Annotated in this window: 12 protein-coding genes and 2 pseudogenes; 7 read left to right on the plus strand and 7 right to left on the minus strand. The window is 59.1% G+C overall.

Annotated elements, in window-relative coordinates; all coding sequences use genetic code 11:
* The first annotated feature begins 258 nt into the window (after positions 1-258).
* A pseudogene (locus EJ066_RS12740) lies at positions 259-1,605 on the plus strand (IS5 family transposase).
* A 433-nt stretch (positions 1,606-2,038) separates the two neighbouring features.
* On the opposite strand, the gene EJ066_RS12745 reads toward EJ066_RS12740, so the two are convergent.
* Positions 2,039-2,320 (minus strand): DUF2285 domain-containing protein, encoded by a 282-nt coding sequence (locus tag EJ066_RS12745; RefSeq protein WP_126038236.1) that lies wholly within the window; start codon positions 2,318-2,320, stop codon positions 2,039-2,041.
* A gap of 116 nt (positions 2,321-2,436) precedes the next feature.
* Here EJ066_RS12745 and EJ066_RS12750 point away from each other — a divergent pair, with 116 nt between their 5' ends.
* Positions 2,437-2,670: a helix-turn-helix transcriptional regulator gene (locus EJ066_RS12750; RefSeq protein WP_126038239.1), complete on the plus strand. Its 234-nt coding sequence runs from the start codon at positions 2,437-2,439 to the stop codon at positions 2,668-2,670.
* Positions 2,671-3,148: 478 nt separating this feature from the next.
* On the opposite strand, the gene EJ066_RS12755 is transcribed toward EJ066_RS12750, so the two are convergent.
* Complete coding sequence (locus EJ066_RS12755; RefSeq protein ID WP_126038242.1) at positions 3,149-3,415, minus strand: DUF2285 domain-containing protein; 267 nt, start codon at positions 3,413-3,415, stop codon at positions 3,149-3,151.
* A gap of 109 nt (positions 3,416-3,524) precedes the next feature.
* Between EJ066_RS12755 and EJ066_RS12760 the strand changes: the two genes are divergently transcribed.
* Positions 3,525-3,743, plus strand: a complete 219-nt coding sequence (locus EJ066_RS12760) for a helix-turn-helix transcriptional regulator (RefSeq protein ID WP_029354714.1) — start codon at positions 3,525-3,527, stop codon at positions 3,741-3,743.
* A gap of 737 nt (positions 3,744-4,480) precedes the next feature.
* Here the strand turns inward: EJ066_RS12760 and EJ066_RS12765 are convergent.
* Positions 4,481-5,179: an OmpW family protein gene (locus EJ066_RS12765; RefSeq protein WP_126038246.1), complete on the minus strand. Its 699-nt coding sequence runs from the start codon at positions 5,177-5,179 to the stop codon at positions 4,481-4,483.
* A gap of 38 nt (positions 5,180-5,217) precedes the next feature.
* Positions 5,218-7,380 (minus strand): prolyl oligopeptidase family serine peptidase, encoded by a 2,163-nt coding sequence (locus EJ066_RS12770; RefSeq protein ID WP_126038249.1) that lies wholly within the window; start codon positions 7,378-7,380, stop codon positions 5,218-5,220.
* A 731-nt stretch (positions 7,381-8,111) separates the two neighbouring features.
* Between EJ066_RS12770 and EJ066_RS12775 the strand changes: the two genes are divergently transcribed.
* The 3 genes from EJ066_RS12775 (at position 8,112) to EJ066_RS12785 (ending at position 11,884) form a co-directional block, all read left to right on the plus strand.
* Entirely contained in the window at positions 8,112-8,981 is an 870-nt protein-coding gene (locus EJ066_RS12775; RefSeq protein ID WP_245455132.1) for an RHE_PE00001 family protein, read from the plus strand.
* Positions 8,982-9,413: 432 nt separating this feature from the next.
* The gene (locus tag EJ066_RS12780) at positions 9,414-10,685 is read left to right on the plus strand and encodes a hypothetical protein (RefSeq protein ID WP_245455133.1); all 1,272 of its coding nucleotides are present in this window, start codon (positions 9,414-9,416) and stop codon (positions 10,683-10,685) included.
* Entirely contained in the window at positions 10,682-11,884 is a 1,203-nt protein-coding gene (locus EJ066_RS12785; protein WP_126038253.1) for a hypothetical protein, read from the plus strand. Before EJ066_RS12780 ends, EJ066_RS12785 begins: the two co-directional genes overlap by 4 nt.
* Before the next feature lie 212 nt (positions 11,885-12,096).
* On the opposite strand, the pseudogene EJ066_RS12790 reads toward EJ066_RS12785, so the two are convergent.
* From EJ066_RS12790 to EJ066_RS31320, 3 genes and pseudogenes are all read right to left on the minus strand, one after another.
* Positions 12,097-13,442: pseudogene (locus EJ066_RS12790) on the minus strand (IS5 family transposase).
* A gap of 260 nt (positions 13,443-13,702) precedes the next feature.
* Positions 13,703-16,402: an ATP-binding domain-containing protein gene (locus EJ066_RS12795; RefSeq protein ID WP_210211052.1), complete on the minus strand. Its 2,700-nt coding sequence runs from the start codon at positions 16,400-16,402 to the stop codon at positions 13,703-13,705.
* 2,233 nt (positions 16,403-18,635) lie between these two features.
* Entirely contained in the window at positions 18,636-19,160 is a 525-nt protein-coding gene (locus tag EJ066_RS31320; protein WP_127855960.1) for a hypothetical protein, read from the minus strand.
* Between the two features lie 876 nt (positions 19,161-20,036).
* Here EJ066_RS31320 and EJ066_RS12805 point away from each other — a divergent pair.
* On the plus strand, positions 20,037-20,876 hold the full coding sequence (locus EJ066_RS12805) for a hypothetical protein (protein ID WP_126038259.1): 840 nt from the start codon (positions 20,037-20,039) through the stop codon (positions 20,874-20,876).
* Position 20,877: the final 1 nt, after the last annotated feature.

Below are 20,877 nucleotides of genomic sequence, written 5' to 3' on the forward strand. Positions count from 1 at the left end.
GGATGCCGAGATCTTCTGTTCCGCCGGCTCGGTCAGGGCGATGCAGCCGTATTCTTCCAGTCCGCGCCGGTGATCTTGTCGACCGTGAACTATCCGCAAGCCATTGATCTGGCATGTTGATTGAGGCGGATAGCGGCTTTGGAATTGCAGGATTTGCGGTTTATGAGCGCTGTTTTCCTGCAATTCGGTTTTGCGATTCCCTTGTGCTGCGGAGCGTGATTCACTCGGTTCGGCGGCGGCGAATCGAGGGGACGGCGAATGTCCAAGCCACGCGAGAAGCGCGAGACGGGAGAGCAGGATCTGTTCCGCTCCAGGTTCGATCAGATCATCAACATGAAGCACGAGCTGGTGCGGCTGGCGCAGGCGATCGACTGGCCGGTGCTGGAGGAGCGTTTCGGCGCCGTCTATTCGGACGGCCCCGGCATGCCGCCGCTGCCGACCCGGCTGATGGCGGGGCTGGCGATCCTCAAGCACACCTTCAACCTGTCGGATGAGGTGCTGTGCGAGCGCTGGGTGGAGAACCCTTACTTCCAGTATCTCACCGGCGAGACGTTCTTTTGCCATACGCTGCCGTTTGACCGCTCCTCGATGACGCGTTGGCGCAGCCGTATGGGCGAGGAGCGGATCGTGGCGCTTTTGCAGGAAAGCCTCAGCATTGCGGTCAAGACCGGGGCGATGAAGCCGGCCGACACGCGCCAGGTCATCGTCGACACGACCGTGCAGCCGAAGAACGTCATGTTCCCGACCGACGCCAAGCTCATCCACCGGGCGCGCGAACGGCTGGTGCGGCTGGCCAAGAGGAAGGGGCTCCATTTGCGCCAGAGCTATGTGCGGGTCGGCAAGCTGGCGCTGATCAGCCATCAGCGCTATGCCCACGCCAAGCAGTTCAAGCGGGCGAACAAGGCGCTGCGCAGGCTCAAGACCTATCTCGGCCGGACCATTCGCGACATCTCTCGCCAGATCGCCGGCGATGCGGGGCTGGAAGCGCTCTTCAAATGGCCGCTCTACCAGGCGGCCACCGTTCTCGAGCAACGCCAGCGCCAGCGCGGCCGCAAGATCTACAGCCTGCACGCACACGAGGTAGAATGCATCGGCAAGGGCAAGGCGCATATGCCCTACGAGTTCGGGGTGAAGGTGTCGGTGGCCACCACGCTGTAGCGTTCCAAGGGTGGCCAGTTCGCCCTGCATGCAAAAGCACTGCCCGGCAATCCCTATGACGGCCACACGCTGGCAAGCGTCATCCCCGACATGGAAAAGACCATCGGCAACGAGATCGACCGCATCCTCGCCGACGCCGGCTATCGAGGCCACAACGCACCGCAGAGCCACAAGTTCAGGGTCTTCACCGCCGGCCAGAAGCGCCGCGTCACCCCAGCCATCAAGCGCCAGATGCGGCGGCGGTCGGCGGTCGAACCCGTCATCGGCCACATCAAGAGCGAACACAGAATGGGCCGCAACTACCTCGCCGGCCAGCAGGGCGACGCCCTCAACGCCATCCTGGCCGCCGCCGGCTACAACTTCTCCCTCCTGCTCAGGTGGCTGAAGGATTTTTTGTCGCTCTTGATCGCCCTGCTTCAACTTCGGCCGAAGTCGGTCGCCGCTTAGGGCCCGGATTGTTCACGGTCGACGATCTTAGTCTATCGGTGCTCGAGCGGGTGTTTCGTCGCTGACGAGCTAGTCGTGCGGTTTTATAGTTTCCGAGGATGGCCCGCTTGCATACCTGCCTGCCGGTAATCTCTAACCGTTGACTTAGGGCGATGGCTTTCGGTTATCCGGCTTGAAAGCGAAGAGGTGGACCATTCTGCGTCGAGCGCCGGCACGATATGGAGTGCTGCTCCGGGCTATTACCATCCAGACAGAGCGGAACCTTCTATCACGTCAGACGCTCGGACAATTGCCAAAACCCATTTCCTGGGAACTGAATTGTGCTCGCCACCGGGTCCATTTTGCCGGCGCGTCTGTGGTGCAGGTCCCGATCAGCCTGACCACTGGCTGCCACAGGAACTGCCTACTTGTATGACCGAGCACTGCGCATTTGTCAGCTGGCGAACAATTCCTTGTAGCCGCTCGTCACCATCCAGTTCGCACGGTCGAGATGACTACGAAGCGCCTTCCTGGCGCGCTCCGGTTCAAGTGCCGGATCAATGCCGAGGATCAGATGGGCCATTTCCTCTTCGGGCGCCTCATCGGCTGAGGCGTCCAGGAGCCTCATATAGATGGTAAAGTGCGCCCTGTCGTAGGCGGTAAGACGGTCAGACCAAGGGACTTCGTCGAGCAGTGTTGAGCTTTGAGTCCTATCTGTTGCCGTTGATCGATTCATGTCTGCCGCGAACCTCGCATGTTGATCGCTGGATCCAAGGCAGAATATCCCAAAATGGGATAATCCGAAACGGGGATTAGTCGCTGAGCCGGTCTCTACCTGACCGGTTCACCTAAATGCCCAAATCTCTTCGATCTCCCCGCCACCAGCGGTTTCTGGCCCAGTTGATCTCACTGCGCAAGGTCAAAGGGCTGACGCAGGCGCAGGTGGCTGAGAAGCTTGGTCGTCCGCAATCTTTCGTGGCGAAATATGAGGGTGGAGAGCGGCGTCTCGATATCATTGAGTTTCTCGACGTAACTGCGGCCCTCGACGCTGATCCGTGTGAGATTCTGTTGAGCCTGCGTGCGTAGTGGGCGCCCGCGCCCATCACCGCGCGTGCCGGGTGCCGGTGGGTCGATCCCCGCTTTTCTTGGCTCAGGGCGTCTCGACCATTCCGCTGCGCCTCCTAGCGTGTCGTTAGACTCTCGCAATTCTCTCTGTTGTGCCTTTCCCAGCAGGGGCCGCCGCATCCTTCTAGGCCCGCCGCGGCGTCCCGCAACCCTTAGCTAGCTGTGAGCTTTTCGGGAGGTTGTCCATCCGGTCCTTCGGATGCGGTGCGGCTCAGACGGCGGGTCCGTTCCTGTCATGACTCGCCGCCGCACCGCTTCCTGGGAAGCAGCCATTGGCGAGCGAAGGACAAAACGATGAGACAGCGAAGCGCTAGGCCATCGGCGCCGACTGGAAGTCTTCGCGATCATCTTCGAGCGCATCCGCGCTGGGTGATGCGTCGATGCATGGTGGTTACGCGACTTCGTTGCTTGAAGCGAAGCGACCGCACCGCCCATTTCGTCAATTGGCGAACAAATCCTTGTAGCCGCTCGTCACCACCCAGTTTGCACGGTTGAGATGACTGCGAAGAACGTTCCGTGCGCGCTCCGGTTCGCGTGCCGGATCAATGCCGAGGATCACATGGGCCATTTCCTCTTCAGTGGCGTTGTCGGCTGAGGCGTCCAGGAGCCTCATATAGGTTGTAAAGTGGTCCTTGTCGTAGGCTGTAACGCGGTCTGACCAGGGGACCTCATCGGCAAACGGCGTGTTCGATTTGGGCTGTAACATCGCTAATTCTATCTCCGGCCAATGGACCCGCGAAGCCCTCTGCCTGCTAAATGTGGATTACATATTTTAGTTGATAAACTCAAGCCGCCTGATCCGCTGGCTTGCGTGCATGGATATGCGCAAGTTGGTCGGACGGAATGTGCAGAGGATCAGGCAAAGGAAGCGTCTGACGCAGGAGCAGCTTGCGGAGATTTCCGGGTTCAGTCAGCAGTACATCAGCGGCTTGGAGAAAGGCCGAAGAAATCCGACAATTATCACGATCTATGAACTGGCATTGGCCCTCGGCGTCAGCCATATGGATCTGGTTCGGCCCGACAAACAGGCCTGATACACCCGCCCTCCAAGTAGCTAGCGGCCTGATGGCGCGCGCCGGGTGCTCGTGAACCCACGCTTTTCTTAGGGCCCCCCGGCAGCCCCTGCCATTTGGCTCGCCCTGGCGCGGCGCAACCTATTGGACAGTCGGCCGCTGCGGTTTTTGTCAGCCTTTCCTGGGGCCTGGGGGTTGGTCGGCATTGCCTTTTAGGCCGCCGCGACCTCCCGCAACCTTCGCTCTCGCTTCAGGTCCTTCTCTTGGTTACGGTCCTTCGGATGCGGTCCGCCTCTTTCAGCGGGCCTAATCGCTTTCTGCCGCCCACCCCACGGGGACAGGCACGCGAGACTAGTATGGAGCGTTGCGGTTAGCGCACGAACAGCAAAGGAACCGAAAAAACAGGCAACTGTCGCAGCATGGCTGAACCAGCCATCGTGTCGGCATCTAGGAGCCGCGTGTTCGCCTTGCGCTGACACGAAGCTCAGACATGACGTCCGGGAGACGATGCTGGCAAATAGTCTGGCTGAAGCATTCCACCCACAATGCCAAAGCCCGTCCCGATCCAAAGCGCTTCTAAGCACTCCATCTCAGGCGCAAGGCCGGTTGGCCAGTGCACCTTCTTGGTCCGCCGGAAGAGAACCCCGCCCGACAATAGCTTCATGAGGTCTTGCGCTGCAGTGTCGACCGTAAAAAAGGGCGCGCGAGGCGCCCTTCATTTTAAACCGGCAGTCGGGAAGCAGACTTCACTCTGATATTCAAAAGCGGTAGGTGACACCTGCGCCTATCAGCCAGGGATCGAGCTCCGCCTTCCCCGTCAGCTTCGCGCCGGCCACCGTGACGTCGAAGTCCGGCTTCAGGAAAAGCTTCTTCACGTCGAAGTTGACGCCCCAGTGCTGGTCCACCATGTAGTCGAAACCGACCTGCAGCGCCGTGCCGAACGTATTCTTCACCTTGAGAGCGTCGGCGCTGCCGGTGTCCTGGTTATAGAAGATCGTGTAGTTCACGCCGGCGCCGACATAAGGCTTGAACGCGCCGAAATCGGTAAAATGGTACTGCAATGTCAGCGTGGGCGGGAGCAGCCAAACCTTGCCGATATTACCCGCCGAGCGGATCGTTCCCTGACCTTCGATGTTAGCATAGGTGGTGCCGAGTATGAGTTCGGCGGCGATATTGTCGGTGAAGAAATACGAGATATCGAGTTCCGGCGTCACCGTGTCCGAATAGGAAAGACCGGAGCCGGGAAGCGTATCAACGTAGCCCAGATCTTTCGTAACGACGCCCAACCCCCGCAGGCGGACCTGCCAAGGGCTTGGCGCTTCGGTGACCGAGGCTCCCGTCTCCGCCAGGACGGTCTCTGCTTGCGCAGGCTCCGCGGCGACGGCCTGCTGTCCCACGATGATCGGGGCCACCGCCGCTGCTATTGCCCGCGCTACGCCCATTCGCGTTCTCGCCATGATATTCACTCCTTGATGTTCAGAAAGGATGCACTGCACTATTTCGTCTCCTGCTCGAATGAATTGTTGATGGAGCTCAAATGCTCCTCTTGCGTTGCAACGCGTTCCGCCATCTCCGGAAGGTGATCGTTGAAGCCGATTGCGCTGCGGAGAAAATTGGTGCCTAGACTGATGAATGCGGCTTGCTCCCGATTGTCCTTGCCGTAGCCGTGCCCGCCTGCGCTGGCCTCGTAGAAGTAAGCGGGATAGCCAAGAGCCTGCAGTTTTGCGGCCATCTTGCGCGCATGGCCCGGATGGACGCGGTCGTCGCGTTTCGTGGTGGCGATCAGGATAGGCGGATAGGGCTGTCCCGGCGCCGCGGCGTGATAGGCGGAGATTTCCTTCAGGAAAGCCCAATCGTGAGCCTTGTCCGGATCGCCATATTCGTCGATCCAGCTCGCGCCCGCCAAGAGCTTGGTGTAGCGACGCATGTCGATAAGCGGAATTGTGCAGAACAGAGCCCCGAAATGCTCAGGATAGCGGGTCAGCATGTTTGCGATCAGCAGGCCGCCATTTGAGCCGCCCTCGGCGGCAATCCGCCTCGGCAGGGTGATGCCCCTTCGCACGAGGTCGGCGGCAACGGCGGCGAAATCGTCATGCGCGAGACGCTTGCCCTCCCTGCGCCCGGCATCGTGCCAGCGGGTGCCGAACTCGCCGCCGCCGCGGATGTTCGCCTCCACACACGTGCCGCCGCGCTCGAGCCACAGCTTGCCCAGCGGGGAGTTGTAGTAGGGCAGGAGTGATATGCCGAACCCGCCATAAGCGGAAAGGTGAATCGGAGCATCTCCGTTCCCGTTCGCCGGACCAACCTGCGTATAGGGGATCAGCTCATGATCGATAGAGACTACCTCGTGGCGCGTGACCACCAGTCCGGATGCATCGAAATTCTCCGGGCTGCGCTTCAGGATTGCTGAAGCGCTGAGAGACGGCGCGGCATTGAGATCGAATAGCAAGAGCTGCGGCGGCGTGATCGGATCCTGAGCGCAGACCAGGACCTCTCCATTGGTCTCGTGAACTGCCGCATCGAATGACCAGACGTGGACAGTCCCTTCGGCGGGCAGGGTGTCCAGGACTCGGCGCGTCCATTCCTGGTGGCCGGGAGTGAACATCTCCAAACGCGGTACGAGATTGACGAGGTAAGAGTTAATGAGCTTCCCGTCATTCCAGAAGAATGACTGCAGGGAGCGCCTTTCCGCTGGTTGAAACAGGGTCTCAAAACGGCGTCCGCCTGCGAGGAAAGAGGAAAGCGAGATGACGATCAGCGCGTCGGCGGGATGGGTGGTGCCTCCCACCGTCCAGGGCTTGCGCGGCCTTACCGCCAGCCAGTCGCCGAAGACCCGCCACGACGCGTCGCGAGGAAGATCGATCTGCGTCCTCGGCCCGCTCCTGTCGCCGATCCAACTGATCTTCTCGAAGAAGGCCCGTTTCTCAATGAACCAAAGGCGTTCGCTGCGGCCGGTGCGGTCCGAATGACCAGACACCTTGAGGCTCTCGAACCCGGCCTCGAAGATTACCGGCGTGGTGAGGGGATCCGCGTCACGCTTCCACACTCGCACGGTGCGCGCATAGCCGGAGCGGGTGGCCATGCCATTACCAAGCGCACTGGAAAGCAGAAGCGTGTCAGGGTCTAGCCAACTAACGTAGCCTTTGGCCTCGGGGAGATTGAAACCGTCGGCGACAAAGCTCAGAGAGATCAGGTCGAATTCGCGATGCACGACCGCGTCGCTGCCGCCGCGCGACAGGCGCAGAACGGCTCTTTCCCGTCTCTCCGGCTCGATGGACGCGCCGTCCCAGATCCAATCCTCTCCGTCGCTAGCCGCGAGAGCATCCAGATCGAGCAGTAGCTCCCATTGGGGATCCGCCTTCATGTAGGCGGCAAGGGTGGTCCGGCGCCACAGTCCGCGTGGATTTCCGGCATCTCGCCAATAATTGTAGAGGTACTGACCACGGCGCGCGATCAGGGGAAGGTTGTCGCGATTGTCGAAAATGGCTGTCAGAGCCGCGCGGTCGCGCTCGAACTGCGTTTCACTGAAGTGCTTCAGGGTCTTTGCCGACTGGCCGGCGGCCCAGGCAAGTGCCCGCTCGCCCTCTACATCTTCAAGCCAGAGATAGGGATCGTCTTCGGGAGCATCCAGCGTTGGACGGACATCAAATGCGTTCATGTCCGGACAGCCTTCAGAAAGAAGGGATAGATGCTTCCGTCGGCTCGGGAACGCTCAGTGTCGGTAGCGGCGCCCACATGTTCGAAAAGCGTGATCATTGATGAGTTCTTCCAGTCGGTGCGGCATCGCAGTGCTTTTGCGCATAGGACCGCAACCGTCGTGCCAACTGGGAAAATCGTTTCGGAACAATGCGATCGCTCTGGAAGCGTTGTGTCACATGTCCGACATCGTCGAGAATCCGACAACGAGTGCTCCTCCTAATCACCGGATCAACCTCCGGCGCCAGTCGGTGACACCGTGCAGAACTCGAGCAGTGAAGCTCATTGGTGAACTTGGTTGACGCCCAACATCTTCGCTCTGGAGCGCTTCACGCACACGGATTCATGGCAGACACCATGAGGCGATCGATGCGGTTAGCGACCAAGCTGGCTGCCTGTGGGTTTCAGCCGCCAGCTGGAAGCAGCGGAGTTCTGAGGAGAAGGATGGGGCACCGCTTGGGCGACCTGATGGTTGCCCAAGCCCTGCCGCAATCTTGGCCTGCACCGTCCCCTTGATTGCATTCCTTGAAGTCTGTCGATCAAGCCAGGAAGCTGCATTCGGCGAACGAGTTGTGTGCGTCAAGTTCTGCAAAAAATGGCGTGGCATTCAGCGGTGACATTGGCGTGTCCGCCGCGCAGCCCCGTGTTTAGCGGAGCGGCGGACACGGCGGCCGCGTCTCCCGCGCGCATGCGGTGCTGCGAACCCGCCGTCGCATTTTGTCGCAAAAGGCGGACTGGGCGCTCAGTCGCGACGGTTTTTTGGCCCTGACCGGCCGGGGTGGCGCGATGCCGGCGGCGGGACAAAAAGGCTGGGAAGGGCAGGGGGTGTTTGTCCCCAAAGCGGATACCAATGCGGCGATGGAGGTGCAGGAGCTGAATCCGCTGGCCCTAGAATTTGCCGAGATCGATGCTGTCCTGGCGCGCTCGTCGAAGATTCTGAGCGGCGCCGACGTGTCTGCTCGAAAAGAGGAAACGTCACGACGTGACCGGCCGAACCTGATCTACGATCTCGACTGGAATGAAGAAGAGCGGCTGGCCGAATGGCGGGATGTGATGGTCAGGACCCGCGATCTGCCGGTCATCCTGCGCGCCGCGGTCCTCCTCGAAGCCTGGTCGGACATCGAGGTGCTGCAGCATGCCACGTGGCTCGGGCCGCTGTTCGTCGCCGCGCTGCTGCGGCAGGAGGGTCTTGCCGCCAATCATCTCGTCAGCCTGCAGCTCGGCGCCAAGAACATTCCACGAGAGCGGCGGCGGGCGCGCAATCGCTCGGATCGGTTGTTGGCTTTTGTCGATGCCATCCACGAGGCAGCGCTCGCCGGGTTGAAAGAGCATGACCGGCTGGTGATGGCAAAAAGCCAGATGGATCGGCGGCTGCGGGAGCGGCGCGTCAGTTCAAAACTTTCCGACCTGATCGAGCTGGTGATGTCGCGGCCACTTGTCTCGACTGGCATGGTTCAGAAGGGGCTAAAAGTGACAAAACAGGGGGCGCTGAATCTGGTCGGTGAGCTTGGGCTGCGCGAGATGACGGGTAGGGGAAGGTTTCGCGCGTGGGGCATCGTGTGATGATGGGCTTTTTGGACGATAGACGGGCTGACGCTGGCGACTTGTCAATAGTGTGGTCGGGGATTGCAATGCCGTCACTAAAAACAAACCTAGTTAAAGAAATAGATCGGCTCCCACAGCCGACCAATACGGGCGCCATGCAGCCGCTTTTCGAAGCGGTCAGCAACTCGATTCATACCGCATCCCGGCAATCGAATCCTTACGGCCCGCACCCCCTGTCCGGATGGCTGACCAAGGACTCCCGGGCCACCGGCCTGAATGGGCATCCGGCCTGAGGGGCCGGATTCGGGTCTTTCGGCTGATCCGTCAACAAAGGAGCGATTTGCAGGCCATACAGCGCGTTCGTCGACGCCTTGCAATACTCTCAGGTCAGGGGGAAAGAGGTCACCTGTGCATGTGGCGTACACCGTGCTAGTGCAGTCTTGGGACGGCATGGGGCTTCGCATGGACAAGCAAACTAAGGGCGCATGGGTCATCCATCACGGCAGGAAGATTTCGGGCGACCAGCGTGGCGCGTCGGAATACAGCGCGATAGACCTTGCGGCGAAGGCGGCTTCGCTGCTGGTCAGGCTTGCGGAGAGCAAGCAAGCGGATCTGAACAAGAGCCAAGTGGTAGCCGCTGCAAGGATCGGCGGCCTGAATCCTAAGACAGAGCTGCAGGCATGCCTGACCCAGCTTCAGGGTCGCCGGGTCATCGATGTCGCCGCTGACGGTTCGATTTCGGTCATTGGCGTGACCGGTCGCACCGCGCTTGGTCACGCCTCGGACCTTTTCGACGAGAACGAGCCTCAGCCCTTCGAGCTGGCCTCTATAGGCCTGGCGGAGCTGACATCGTCCGCGCCCGTCGGCGTGAAGGCTGCGTCCGAGTACATCGGTGACACCTATAAGCTAACCAAGAACGATACCTCCGATTTCCTCGGCCAGGCTTATGGCATCGGGTTCGTTGACGCCGAGGGAGAAGGCGATGACCGCCTTCTGTTCAACGGCAACCTGTTCCGCCGGAACACAGCCCAAAAGACCAAGAAGGTGCTCGACTCGCTGACCCCGGCCGAACAGGCAAGCCTCCAGCAGTTCGAGCAGCTGCTCAAGGTGAAGGGCGCGGTCGTAGCCACCCACGCCAAGAAGATGCTTGGCGCTCTACTGCTCTCGAAGCTCCAGTCCGCTGCCGTCTTCGACATCAACGTCGTTTCCAACGAGGCCGGCGAACACGCGTTCATGACGTCGCCAGGCGCATTCCACAAGTTTACCAGTCCGCTGATCGACGACGCGTTTGATCATGCCAAGGCGCTGGTTTCCGCTCTCAGCTACGGCATGTCACAGAGCACGCCTGTCCGCGGCCGAATTTGGGGAGTTGAATTGATCCTTGCCAAGCTGCTCCGAGGCGAGGCGGTCGGCCCAGCTCCTGCCATCGGGAGCGACTACCGAGCGCTGGAGTTCGAGCGCGTTGTCCAGATAACGCATACCGGAAACGGCTATTTCACGATGCGCCTCCTGAAGATGGAGGTCGGTCAAATCGCCTTGCAGGTTCTGAAGGGTGGCGATGCCGCCGCAGCGGCGCTGGAAGTGCTTCCGAGCGCTGGCATGAGCGGGTACACTCCTCCGGAAGCCGCTCGGACGGATTTCCGGACAAAGAAACAGGGCCCTCAAAGCAAGTCGCAGATGCGGACGCTGTTGAGCGCCGTACGCGGTGGAGGCAGGCTATGATGGCCACGGCAAGCGGTGCAAAGGGTCTGAAGACCGAAGAGCTGGTCAGAGCATATTTCCTCCGTGCCGGGTTCTTCGTCATGCGCGGAATCAAGCTGCGGCATGATGGCGTCGAGCTGACCGACATCGACATGTGGGTATACGAGCGTTCAGCGACGCTGGCCCGGCGGCGCACTATCATCGACATCAAGGACAAAAGAACTCCGCAGGCAGCGGAACGGCTGTTCTTCGTCAAGGGAGTGGCAGGCGTCATCTCCGTCGAGGGCGCAGGCGTGGCCACGACCGACAACCGCCCCATGCTCCGGGAGCTGGCGCGGAAGCATGGAGTCCTGTGGATTGACGGGGCGGACCTCCAGCGCCTCAAGGACAGCGACGCGCTTTCCGGACTGAACCGCATGACCGAAGAGGAGTTCAACGGCGAGATCGCCGATATCGATAACGCGAGAAACGGTCGCGTCTTAAGGGACAAGATAGATGAGGTGAAATCCGCTGTCGCCGACAGGTTCGGGCCATCATGCGCCAATACCGCGCTTGAAGGCTTTCAGCTGTTCGCCCGCGAGGCCGTGAACGCGCATCCTGCTTCCGCCGCCGCTCGGGGAGCCGGACGCCTCACCTATCTCGCCGCCGCGATCGCTGCCGCCGCCTTCGATTTCGCTTCTGCGGACACCGCCCTCAGACCCTCTGCCGAACGCGTTCGACACATGACCGACGCCATCCGTTTCGGGGCGAACACCGAGGGAGCGCTCGCTAACCTGCGGTGGACTGAGGCCGCGATCAGGGAATACTTGCCGAACGGCGCCGGGCTGGCTCAGGTGGTCCGGGAGAAATTCACGGCGGAGCTCAATGCGGTTTCTGCCGAAGGACTGGCGGAAATCGTCATCAGGCTGAGCAATTCGGAGAAGCTGTTCAGCATCGCCAAGTCCCTTGAGAAGGTCGCCTACGCGTCACATCTCGTTTCCTTCGATCACCTCGATGCGGACACAAAGGGGTTTCTCGGTGCGTTGCTCGACTTCGCCGATATCAGCCGACCGAAATTCGCGGAAGGTTGGACAGGCCGTCCGCAGGCTGACACTGGCGTTTCCGGCAGATTCATGGAAGTTAAGAACGACGGTCGAAAGGTACCGGATAAGAGCGAGGAAGGCTCTGATAAGAGGAAAACCCCTCCGGCCCTGGGAAAGAATCAACGCCGTCTGCTGTGACGGCCCGCCTCGTCGATCGTGCGGCACGCTGTCCGAACAGCGTCCCGCGCGAACTCCACGGTCGCGAGGGCGACGTCCTGGTCGGTCAGCCCGCATGTCGGATGGTTCGTGGATCATCTGCGCCGCAGCAGACCGGCAGCGTGTTCGCTGGAGCGCCGTCGCCCGCCTCCGGTGACGGACGGCTCCAGAGTCGACCGTGAACAATCCGGGCGCTAAGCGGCGACCGACTTCGGCCGAAGTTGAAGCAGGGCGATCAAGAGCGACAAAAAATCCTTCAGCCACCTGAGCAGGAGGGAGAAGTTGTAGCCGGCGGCGGCCAGGATGGCGTTGAGGGCGTCGCCCTGCTGGCCGGCGAGGTAGTTGCGGCCCATTCTGTGTTCGCTCTTGATGTGGCCGATGACGGGTTCGACCGCCGACCGCCGCCGCATCTGGCGCTTGATGGCTGGGGTGACGCGGCGCTTCTGGCCGGCGGTGAAGACCCTGAACTTGTGGCTCTGCGGTGCGTTGTGGCCTCGATAGCCGGCGTCGGCGAGGATGCGGTCGATCTCGTTGCCGATGGTCTTTTCCATGTCGGGGATGACGCTTGCCAGCGTGTGGCCGTCATAGGGATTGCCGGGCAGTGCTTTTGCATGCAGGGCGAACTGGCCACCCTTGGAACGCTACAGCGTGGTGGCCACCGACACCTTCACCCCGAACTCGTAGGGCATATGCGCCTTGCCCTTGCCGATGCATTCTACCTCGTGTGCGTTCAGGCTGTAGATCTTGCGGCCGCGCTGGCGCTGGCGTTGCTCGAGAACGGTGGCCGCCTGGTAGAGCGGCCATTTGAAGAGCGCGTCCAGCCCCGCATCGCCGGCGATCTGGCGAGAGATGTCGCGAATGGTCCGGCCGAGATAGGTCTTGAGCCTGCGCAGCGCCTTGTTCGCCCGCTTGAACTGCTTGGCGTGGGCATAGCGCTGATGGCTGATCAGCGCCAGCTTGCCGACCCGCACATAGCTCTGGCGCAAATGGAGCCCCTTCCTCTTGGCCAGCCGCACCAGCCGTTCGCGCGCCCGGTGGATGAGCTTGGCGTCGGTCGGGAACATGATGTTCTTCGGCTGCACGGTCGTGTCGACGATGACCTGGCGCGTGTCGGCCGGCTTCATCGCCCCGGTCTCGACCGCAAGGCTGAGGCTCTCCTGCAACAGCGCCACGATCCGCTCCTCGCCCATACGACTGCGCCAACGCGTCATCGAGGAGCGGTCAAACGGCCAGCGTATGGCAAAGAACGTCTCGCGGTGAGATACTGGAAGTAAGGGTTCTCCACCCAGCGCTCGCACAGCACCTCATCCGACAGGTTGAAGGTGTGCTTGAGGATCGCCAGCCCCGCCATCAGCCGGATCGGCAGCGGCGGCATGCCGGGGCCGTCCGAATAGACGGCGCCGAAACGCTCCTCCAGCACCGGCCAGTCGATCGCCTGCGCCAGCCGCACCAGCTCGTGCTTCATGTTGATGATCTGATCGAGCCTGGAGCGGAACAGATCCTGCTCTCCCGTCTCGCGCTTCTCGCGTGGCTTGGACATTCGCCGTCCCCTCGATTCGCCGCCGCCGAACCGAGTGAATCACGCTCCGCAGCACAAGGGAATCGCAAACCGAATTGCAGGAAAACAGCGCTCATAAACCGCCAATCCCGCAATTCCAAAGCCGCTATCCGCCTCAATCAACATGCCAGATCAATGGCTTGCGGATAGTTCACGGTCGACTCCAGACGAAGCAGGCTTACAGGCAACGACCTGCGAAGGATTGGCCGCGATTGGGCGTTGAATGCGCCATAGAGATACCGCTAGGTGCTCCAGCCTTGAACAAAGTCACTTTGAAGGGAGCCGATCTTCTTAGGCAACGCGCTTCCGACGCATGTAAGCCCGAGATAGGTCGCGGCACGGGTTGCGCCCACATAGAGAAATTTGTCGAACAGCTCGGGGCGCAGTGTCGCCAAGGTGTCGATGCCAACAAAAAACACGGCTTCAAATTCCAGGCCTTTGATGTGCTGAACATCGAAAATCCTGATGTCGCTGTCCTGCCCAACAGACTGGCCTTTGTAGCACGCGATCACGTTGAGATTCTGATCTGCAAGCGCAGTTTTCAATCTATCGGCAAGTGGCCCAACTTCCGCCTCGTCATTCACCAGGATTGCGACGGAAGGGAGGGGCTTCGTCAACCGCTCGATCTCAATGATGCGAGCGGCAAGCCACGATACGGTCTCATCACGCCCAGTGAGGTCAACGCCCAGGACTGGAGCCCAACCGTCGTTCTCGACGTTTTTAGGGAGAACCGCTTCGACAGTCTCGCCGGAACACAGACGGACAATCTCCGATGCCAAGCGATTGAGCTGCCGCGTGTGACGGTATGAAACCTGGATCGGCTTGAGGTCGATTTTGGGGAAAGCCCAACGCATCTCGTCGGCACTCCTGCTTCCCCAACTTGTTATCCTCTGATTGAAATCGCCGCAGGCAAAAAATGACTGAATAGCCGGATTGCTGAGTGCGCCCATACAGGCAAGCGTTATCGGCGAAAAATCTGTTGCCTCATCGACCATGATCTGATTGCGAACGACGCTCTGAAAGTCCTTTAGAATGCCGTAAGCCGGCTGATCGATATTGCGTCGAACTGTGCGGTCCTGGACCAGGCTCGACGCCGTACGCATCGTACACAACAACAGGATATCCACCTCTTGAGGGTCGACATCACTCACGGGAATAGGAGCTGCGACATACCAGGCACCTTCCGACTGGCGCAGACGCCGGAACCGACGATACCTTGCCGGTATGCCGTTCAAGTATCTCCGGATAGGATTGGTGAACTTTCGGAGCGCCGTCTGGATTTGCAGGCTCTCGCCTATCGCACGGAGCTCGTCCTCGGATAAAGTGCGGTCGCCTATCCATTCCGCAATACGGCCAGATCGCGTGGTTCGGCCCAATGTACGTCGACCAAAGCGCGCCCGGGCCTGGCTGCGCAGATTTCGCATATAGGCTGCCGCAGTTGCCGCCATGCGCGGACGAGGTGCCTGGTTCTGGACATCTTCGTCCTCGTCGCCGTCTTGCTCGTCATTGTCGTCGTCGGGCGTATTGAGCCCGTCGATAAATGCCGCCAGGCCTTCGAGAAATTTTCGGTCCTGATTGACCTGGGTATTGAGGCGCCGCCGCAACGCGGTGTCGGTTTCTTCCCTCATGCTGGAGAGGAAACCTTCAACGTCAGAGGAAACGCTCACCAGTTCCAGTAAGGCGCGAGGAAGCGAAATGGTAGGCGCTTCCGCGACGGCTTCTCTAAGCCTCCGCCCGAGGCGCGCGGTTTCCGAGTTTCCATTCTTTTCAAGGAGGTCGGCTGCACCGCCTAAATCCTCCCAGTAGTCGCCGGCCTGCCAGCTTACAAAATCCTCATACCAAGCTGTTTGCCTGTTGAGCACGTCAGGAAGGACATAGGATTCACCTTCCTTCATGATGAAAGGTCCGCCGCCGTCAGAAGCTTTGAGGATGCGAAACCTGTTTCGCGCCAGGCCTTGCCGAAAGCTTGACCATGTCGCGATCTTCTGGTCGGGCGCAGCAATGTTTTCGCGCGCGAAGGCCTCCTTGAGATACTGCTTGAGCAGGTCCGTGGGAGTGAACATCAGCCAACTGTGAGAGTGATCCACGGCATTGTCGGCACTGCTGTTGTCGGTCAAGCGCCGTTCATCGTCATCAAGATAGATACGATCGACCTTCTGTCCCAAACGCCGGATCAAGGTCGTGGTCTTGCCCGTGCCGGGCGGTCCTATAATCAGCAACTGAGTGTTGAGGGGCAACCGGAAAATCTCGTCCTGATAGCGATCCAGGATCGGTTGGTCACGCAGGCCCATCTTCGTGACGACACTGCGCCGGATGCCTTCAATGATGTTGGTTGCTTGCTCATCGATAGCCAAAATACTGTCGAGGATGGAGCTATCTTCCCCGACGGCAATATGCACGGCGAGTGCATCGAGCATGGAGATGACGGTAATGGGCCCGTAGGATTCGCCCTCCAGAATGGAGTTACGCGAGTCCCACTGGCCCTGGCGCTGATGAGGATGAAGGATCGCCTTCTCGATGATCTCGACAGACTGAACGCCACCAGGGGTTCGGATATCGAAATCGTCGCCCACATCCAAGGACGCCAGCCGGCCCATCAACGAATTGCGTCCAGCGAAGCGTTTGTCTCCGCCGGGTCTTCCTGAAGCCGTTCCACGGCAGATGTAATAGATGACGATCTTTCCATCGTCCTGGCGTGCTACCACCCTGGCGATGGCCGGTTCTTTGGCGAGCAGTTCGAGAGCACGGCGGTTTGCGCTGTCGACGTTGCCCAGGGCCTTGACGGCTTCGCCTGACGTAAAGGTGTTCACGCTGGCGAGCGCCGTCGGGCCGGTGGAGTAGGGCTCGCCAAGCGCCGAACGTGCGTCCTTGGAAATTCTCTCGAAAACGTCGAGGCTTTCGCTCGAAACCCGTTCGATCTGATCCTGGTAGTTCGTGACCATTCCCATCTCCCTGCCGATTGTTCTTATTCTTTAATTGGGCTGCTATGTGCAACCAAATACGGAAGCGAGAACCGTAAAATATTATATGGAAAGCTGCGCCCAGTGCCGCCTAACCTTTGCAGGCGTCATTGCTGGCTAAATGTAGTGCCGAAACGATAGCGGTTTCGACCCCACGCCCGGTATCGCGGTCAAGATTTCCCCGATGTCGTCGGCAAATCGGAGAGTGTCCGGCTAACCGTCGCTGAAAAGGCACGCATTGAAGTTCAGCTTCGTCAGAGCGAGAACATCAGCCAGCACCTGATGGAGCCGCGTGTCACCAAAAACAATGAGCACCTTCAAGGGCGTTGGAACCTCTCAAAATGCGTTGCGATGGTCGATCTCAAGCGCCAGGCCCCGCAAAACTGCACGCCGCCTTTGCGAAAAAGCTTGAGGTCATTCGGCTTGGTAATCTGGATGCCGGAAATAGTCGTTCCCGCCGGAACCGCGCTGCGGAAGCCCTCACTCTCCGCACCATTGAACCGGGTGCGGCCGTGGATAAAAATCTCCTGCGGCGGCTTGCCGTGCCCACTGATGTACCTGTCAGCGCAGCGGCTGACGATCTCCGCAAATCCCGATCGGCAGAGATGTCATTGTGACCGAAATTGGGGACAGTGCCGCGGCGCCGCATCAAAGCGCGCGTGACCACCTGGATTATCATCGCCAAGGCGGCCGCTCGGTTCCCGCCAAACACCTTTTACCTGGACCTGCTGCGGCAAAGACTGACGCGTCCGGTTATAGACGCACTTATAGCGTGTGAAAAGGTCCCGCACTACTTTTCGTCGTGATGACTATGACAGTGTGTGGGTGCTAAGGTTTTCTGCCACTGAAGAACGGTGGACTTTCGCGGCGGAGCGGCAGCGTCTGCTCCCGGGGACAAGCGATGACATTGCCCGAGTCTCAGGAAAAACATTGCCCCAAATGCCAAAGTGTCATTCCGCTGACAGCCGTGGTCTGTCCCGTTTGCAACGGGCCACGTGTTGCGCTTTGGGTCGCTGCACAACACAACACCGGACCGCTCTGTGCCTGAGATCACAATTCGAGGCAGCGAACGGCCTTTCCAGGCCAAGAACGCGGCGGCTTGACCGGCTGGCTGATCGTTGCGCTTGTTGGGATGTGTTGCTTCATTTGGTTTAGAGGATCGACAATTTCAGCTCAGCCGGCCACAGCGAGTATTGCGATGACCTCCGTAGCTGTGACGTCAAACTCATCAAGAGGGAAATCATCCTTGACGAATGGCCAGCGTTAGCTGGATGACGCCATATGTACTGCCGGGGTTCATACCTATTTTTATTTGAAGTTGCCGCCCGAATACGTGGAGCAGCAGGGTCAATGGTTCTCATTTAAAAGCGAGTTGGGACAAATTTACAATTGCTCGATCGGCAATGGCCGGAGTTCGCTGAATTGGGTCAACAGAGACGGTGCAACGATGCAGTCCAATTCGGCGACATTCACAATCGCCAACGATGTGCTGACAGTCTCCGACACGTTTCAGGAAGAGACATTTGATCTATCTTCTTCACCTTGGCGATTGTTGTCCCAAAGATACACGGATCCTGGCTGAGACATCCACAAGCGCCTGTCGCTCATCGGCGTCGCCCAACTTGGCCGTTCTGGTGATGGCGGTGTCGATAGCGCGGTCAACGAACACCTCTCGGCCCGGATCGCGTTTACGTGCAGACCGAGCGGCCAAGCGACATGCTGAAAAGTAACACTCTGGGCGCCCCCTTCTCTGCCTCGGATTCGCGCCGACTTCACCCGGTTATCGAGCGGCAGCCGATGCCGGTGCTCGCCTTAGCCATAGTCCTGCACAACTGCCACGTGATAGTCTTTGAGCCGTCGGGCAAAGGATGAACGTTCAGCTTATTTCCCTTCCACTACATCCCTGAGTTCTTCCACCATGAGCATGGGTTTGCGGTGTAGCATCTGGTGACAGTTTGAGGAGACCGCCCGAAGGTCGCTCAATCGCGTCTTTTCGCCGGGCCGTATTTCTGCCACGGGCTTCGTATGGTGGCATTCGATGAAGCCAATGCCGCGCTCCTTATAAGTTCTCTCGAAATCAAAGCCGCAAACCGTGCATGCGAATGAAGTCAGGCTCGCCTTGAAAGCGGCGACCAGTTGCGGCTTCCGTTCAATGGCCCAATGAAGCCTGAGCCTGCGTGCGCCTTCTTCTTCGGAACGCTCACCCTCTCTTCCACTAGCATCTGCTCCTAGCTTCGTGATCGCCCTGAACTGCTCTTCGGACAAGTTGTACGAAGTTACCATCCTTTGCCGGCCGGGCTCGAAAATGTTTGGCGGTATTGGTAGCGACTCCCGGAATACGACAATCCGATCTTTTGGGACCGCCCAAGCGAAAGTACACAAAATCGCTTCGGATGGAGTTCTCTATCTGGGTAAGTGTTTGGTTCATGTATCGATGGGCAACCTGATTGATTTTGGCGAGTTCGAAAACATCAATCGCCATCTGCTCCACCGCTGAGGCTGACGGAGCGGCGGGTTTATCAAGTAATATGGCTCCGTCGTAATAGCCTGCCGCTCGCCACCCGCCAGCATCGAAGGTCGCTAGGACCAGGCCAAATCTCTGGCCCTCATATTTCTTGGCAGGAAGCGCTACCGTGTAGCCGACGACCTGTCCATCGATCGCGAAATCAATATTGAAATTCCAGTCCTCGTGCCCGAACCCGTGTTCATGAACGTAGCTGCCGACCCCCTTCTGGCTCAATCTGCCGCGTGACGGCTTCTGAATTGGGTGCGATCCTGTGTAGCTTGTATTCCATATTATCCCTCCAAAATGGTAGTTGCTGCGATTAGCCTAAGATGAACCATCTCAGTGCCCTCAGCCTCCGCATTGGCGCAGGGTCGTAGCGGAGTCGGTGCATATGGGCAGCTTAGAACCGCCTCGTATTCTGCAATCTCCGCTTGACCAAGAAACCACCCGTTGTAAGCCTGCCATCTCAAAAATGGTGAGCTCTGAAAGCGTAAACGTTGAGTCCAGAACCACGTCGCATTCTGCTATAGGCAAGCAGGGTATATTATCTGACGCTCCATGAGTCAGTTGCCGCGTTGACATCAAAATCTGTCGCTTTGGCAGTTAACTGTAAGAAAGCAGTAGTTTCGACCATGATTGGCATATAATTTAGGAATATTGAAGTTCGGATTCTCGAATTTCAATCGTATTTTCCGAAAGCCTTGAACCATTGAATTCCATAAGACGTTTTCGAGAAATACTAGCCCGATAAGGTGTTGACGTTGATTCTCAAATTAAATGCCAATGGCCGGGCTCCATCATCAAATTAAGTGCACATTCTCAAATTAGGTGTATAGCTAACATACTGAAAGCGTTGACAAGCAACTCTCATCATTAACTGCAAAGCGACAGTGCTGCGGCCCGCGCTTAGTGCTCTCTCCCGCATCGGTTCAGAGTGTACCCGTTGTCAATGAGAGAGGCGGGCGCGAAAGCCAGAACTCCTGACAAATAATAGCCGCGAACATCGTTTTGTTGAGGCCGACTCTTTGCAGTCCGTCCCTCACATCATTATAACGCTTGAACACATCGCGTCGGCCGGCGCGTTAAATACCGGCGATATGGGGGGGATTAATGGCTGGTGAAGAAGCTGCACCATGTCGCCATCGGGGGGCACCGCCGGAGGAGGTGGTAAATCGCGTTGCCGAAATCGTCAGCGGCATCGCCGATGACCCGCAGTACCTTTATCAGCGAGGACTCTCGGCGGGCGAGTTTAGATTGGCCCTCCCTGCCGCGATCGAGAAGCTTCGCGGCAGCACGGCCGCCAGCAATGCCGATCGGCGTGACTTTCTGGGTATGATCTTCGATCATATGTTGGCTGTGGGCGCGATAGCCAGTGTGGTTCGCCCAGTCTACGGAAAGGATACGGTTTACCAACTGGCCGTGCCTGACATTGGTAACGTAGCCATCATCCAGAAGGGGTGTCCCGACGGCGCTCACAGCAGCGTTGCATGGTCTGTTCCCTCATGGGCGGTCGAGACCTACCTTTGGTGGTTGTGCCCGAGTCTGGCCTCGGAACCCGGAGAACATGTTTTCAAAGGGGTCAACCGACTCCGCCGTCGCTTTTTCTCGGATGCACCAGATACGCTTGATGGCATCATCTTCCACAATGACCTCTGCGGGTCAGACCTTCGACCGTGTCCGAAGATGGGCCGGGCAGTGGAGATTGGCGGAAACCGCATTCCTCCTCCGTGTATCTGGATCATGCCGGAGCGGGGCCAAGGACCTGACTTCAACTGGCACGGTCGCCGCCAACGGCGATTCCCGGCAGTTCTGCTCTCTTCGTTCAATGTCGATGCAGGCAATGCAAGTGTTTTGACCGGGTACATCGGGTTTCACCAAGGCGTCCGCGGCATCAGGACCACAGTCGCCTCCCGGTTTGGTCCGGGACGGTTGACCACCTTCAGGAGCTAAA

The organism is Mesorhizobium sp. M9A.F.Ca.ET.002.03.1.2 (assembly GCF_003952365.1).
Taxonomy (GTDB): Bacteria; Pseudomonadota; Alphaproteobacteria; order Rhizobiales; family Rhizobiaceae; genus Mesorhizobium.

Coding starts and splice junctions, on each gene's coding strand:
- EJ066_RS12745 (WP_126038236.1), bottom strand. CDS start 2,320: ATGAATCGATCAACGGCAACAGATAGGACTCAAAGCTCAACACTGCTC.
- EJ066_RS12750 (WP_126038239.1), top strand. CDS start 2,437: ATGCCCAAATCTCTTCGATCTCCCCGCCACCAGCGGTTTCTGGCCCAG.
- EJ066_RS12755 (WP_126038242.1), bottom strand. CDS start 3,415: ATGTTACAGCCCAAATCGAACACGCCGTTTGCCGATGAGGTCCCCTGG.
- EJ066_RS12760 (WP_029354714.1), top strand. CDS start 3,525: ATGGATATGCGCAAGTTGGTCGGACGGAATGTGCAGAGGATCAGGCAA.
- EJ066_RS12765 (WP_126038246.1), bottom strand. CDS start 5,179: ATGGCGAGAACGCGAATGGGCGTAGCGCGGGCAATAGCAGCGGCGGTG.
- EJ066_RS12770 (WP_126038249.1), bottom strand. CDS start 7,380: ATGAACGCATTTGATGTCCGTCCAACGCTGGATGCTCCCGAAGACGAT.
- EJ066_RS12780 (WP_245455133.1), top strand. CDS start 9,414: ATGGGGCTTCGCATGGACAAGCAAACTAAGGGCGCATGGGTCATCCAT.
- EJ066_RS12785 (WP_126038253.1), top strand. CDS start 10,682: ATGATGGCCACGGCAAGCGGTGCAAAGGGTCTGAAGACCGAAGAGCTG.
- EJ066_RS12795 (WP_210211052.1), bottom strand. CDS start 16,402: ATGGTCACGAACTACCAGGATCAGATCGAACGGGTTTCGAGCGAAAGC.
- EJ066_RS12805 (WP_126038259.1), top strand. CDS start 20,037: ATGGCTGGTGAAGAAGCTGCACCATGTCGCCATCGGGGGGCACCGCCG.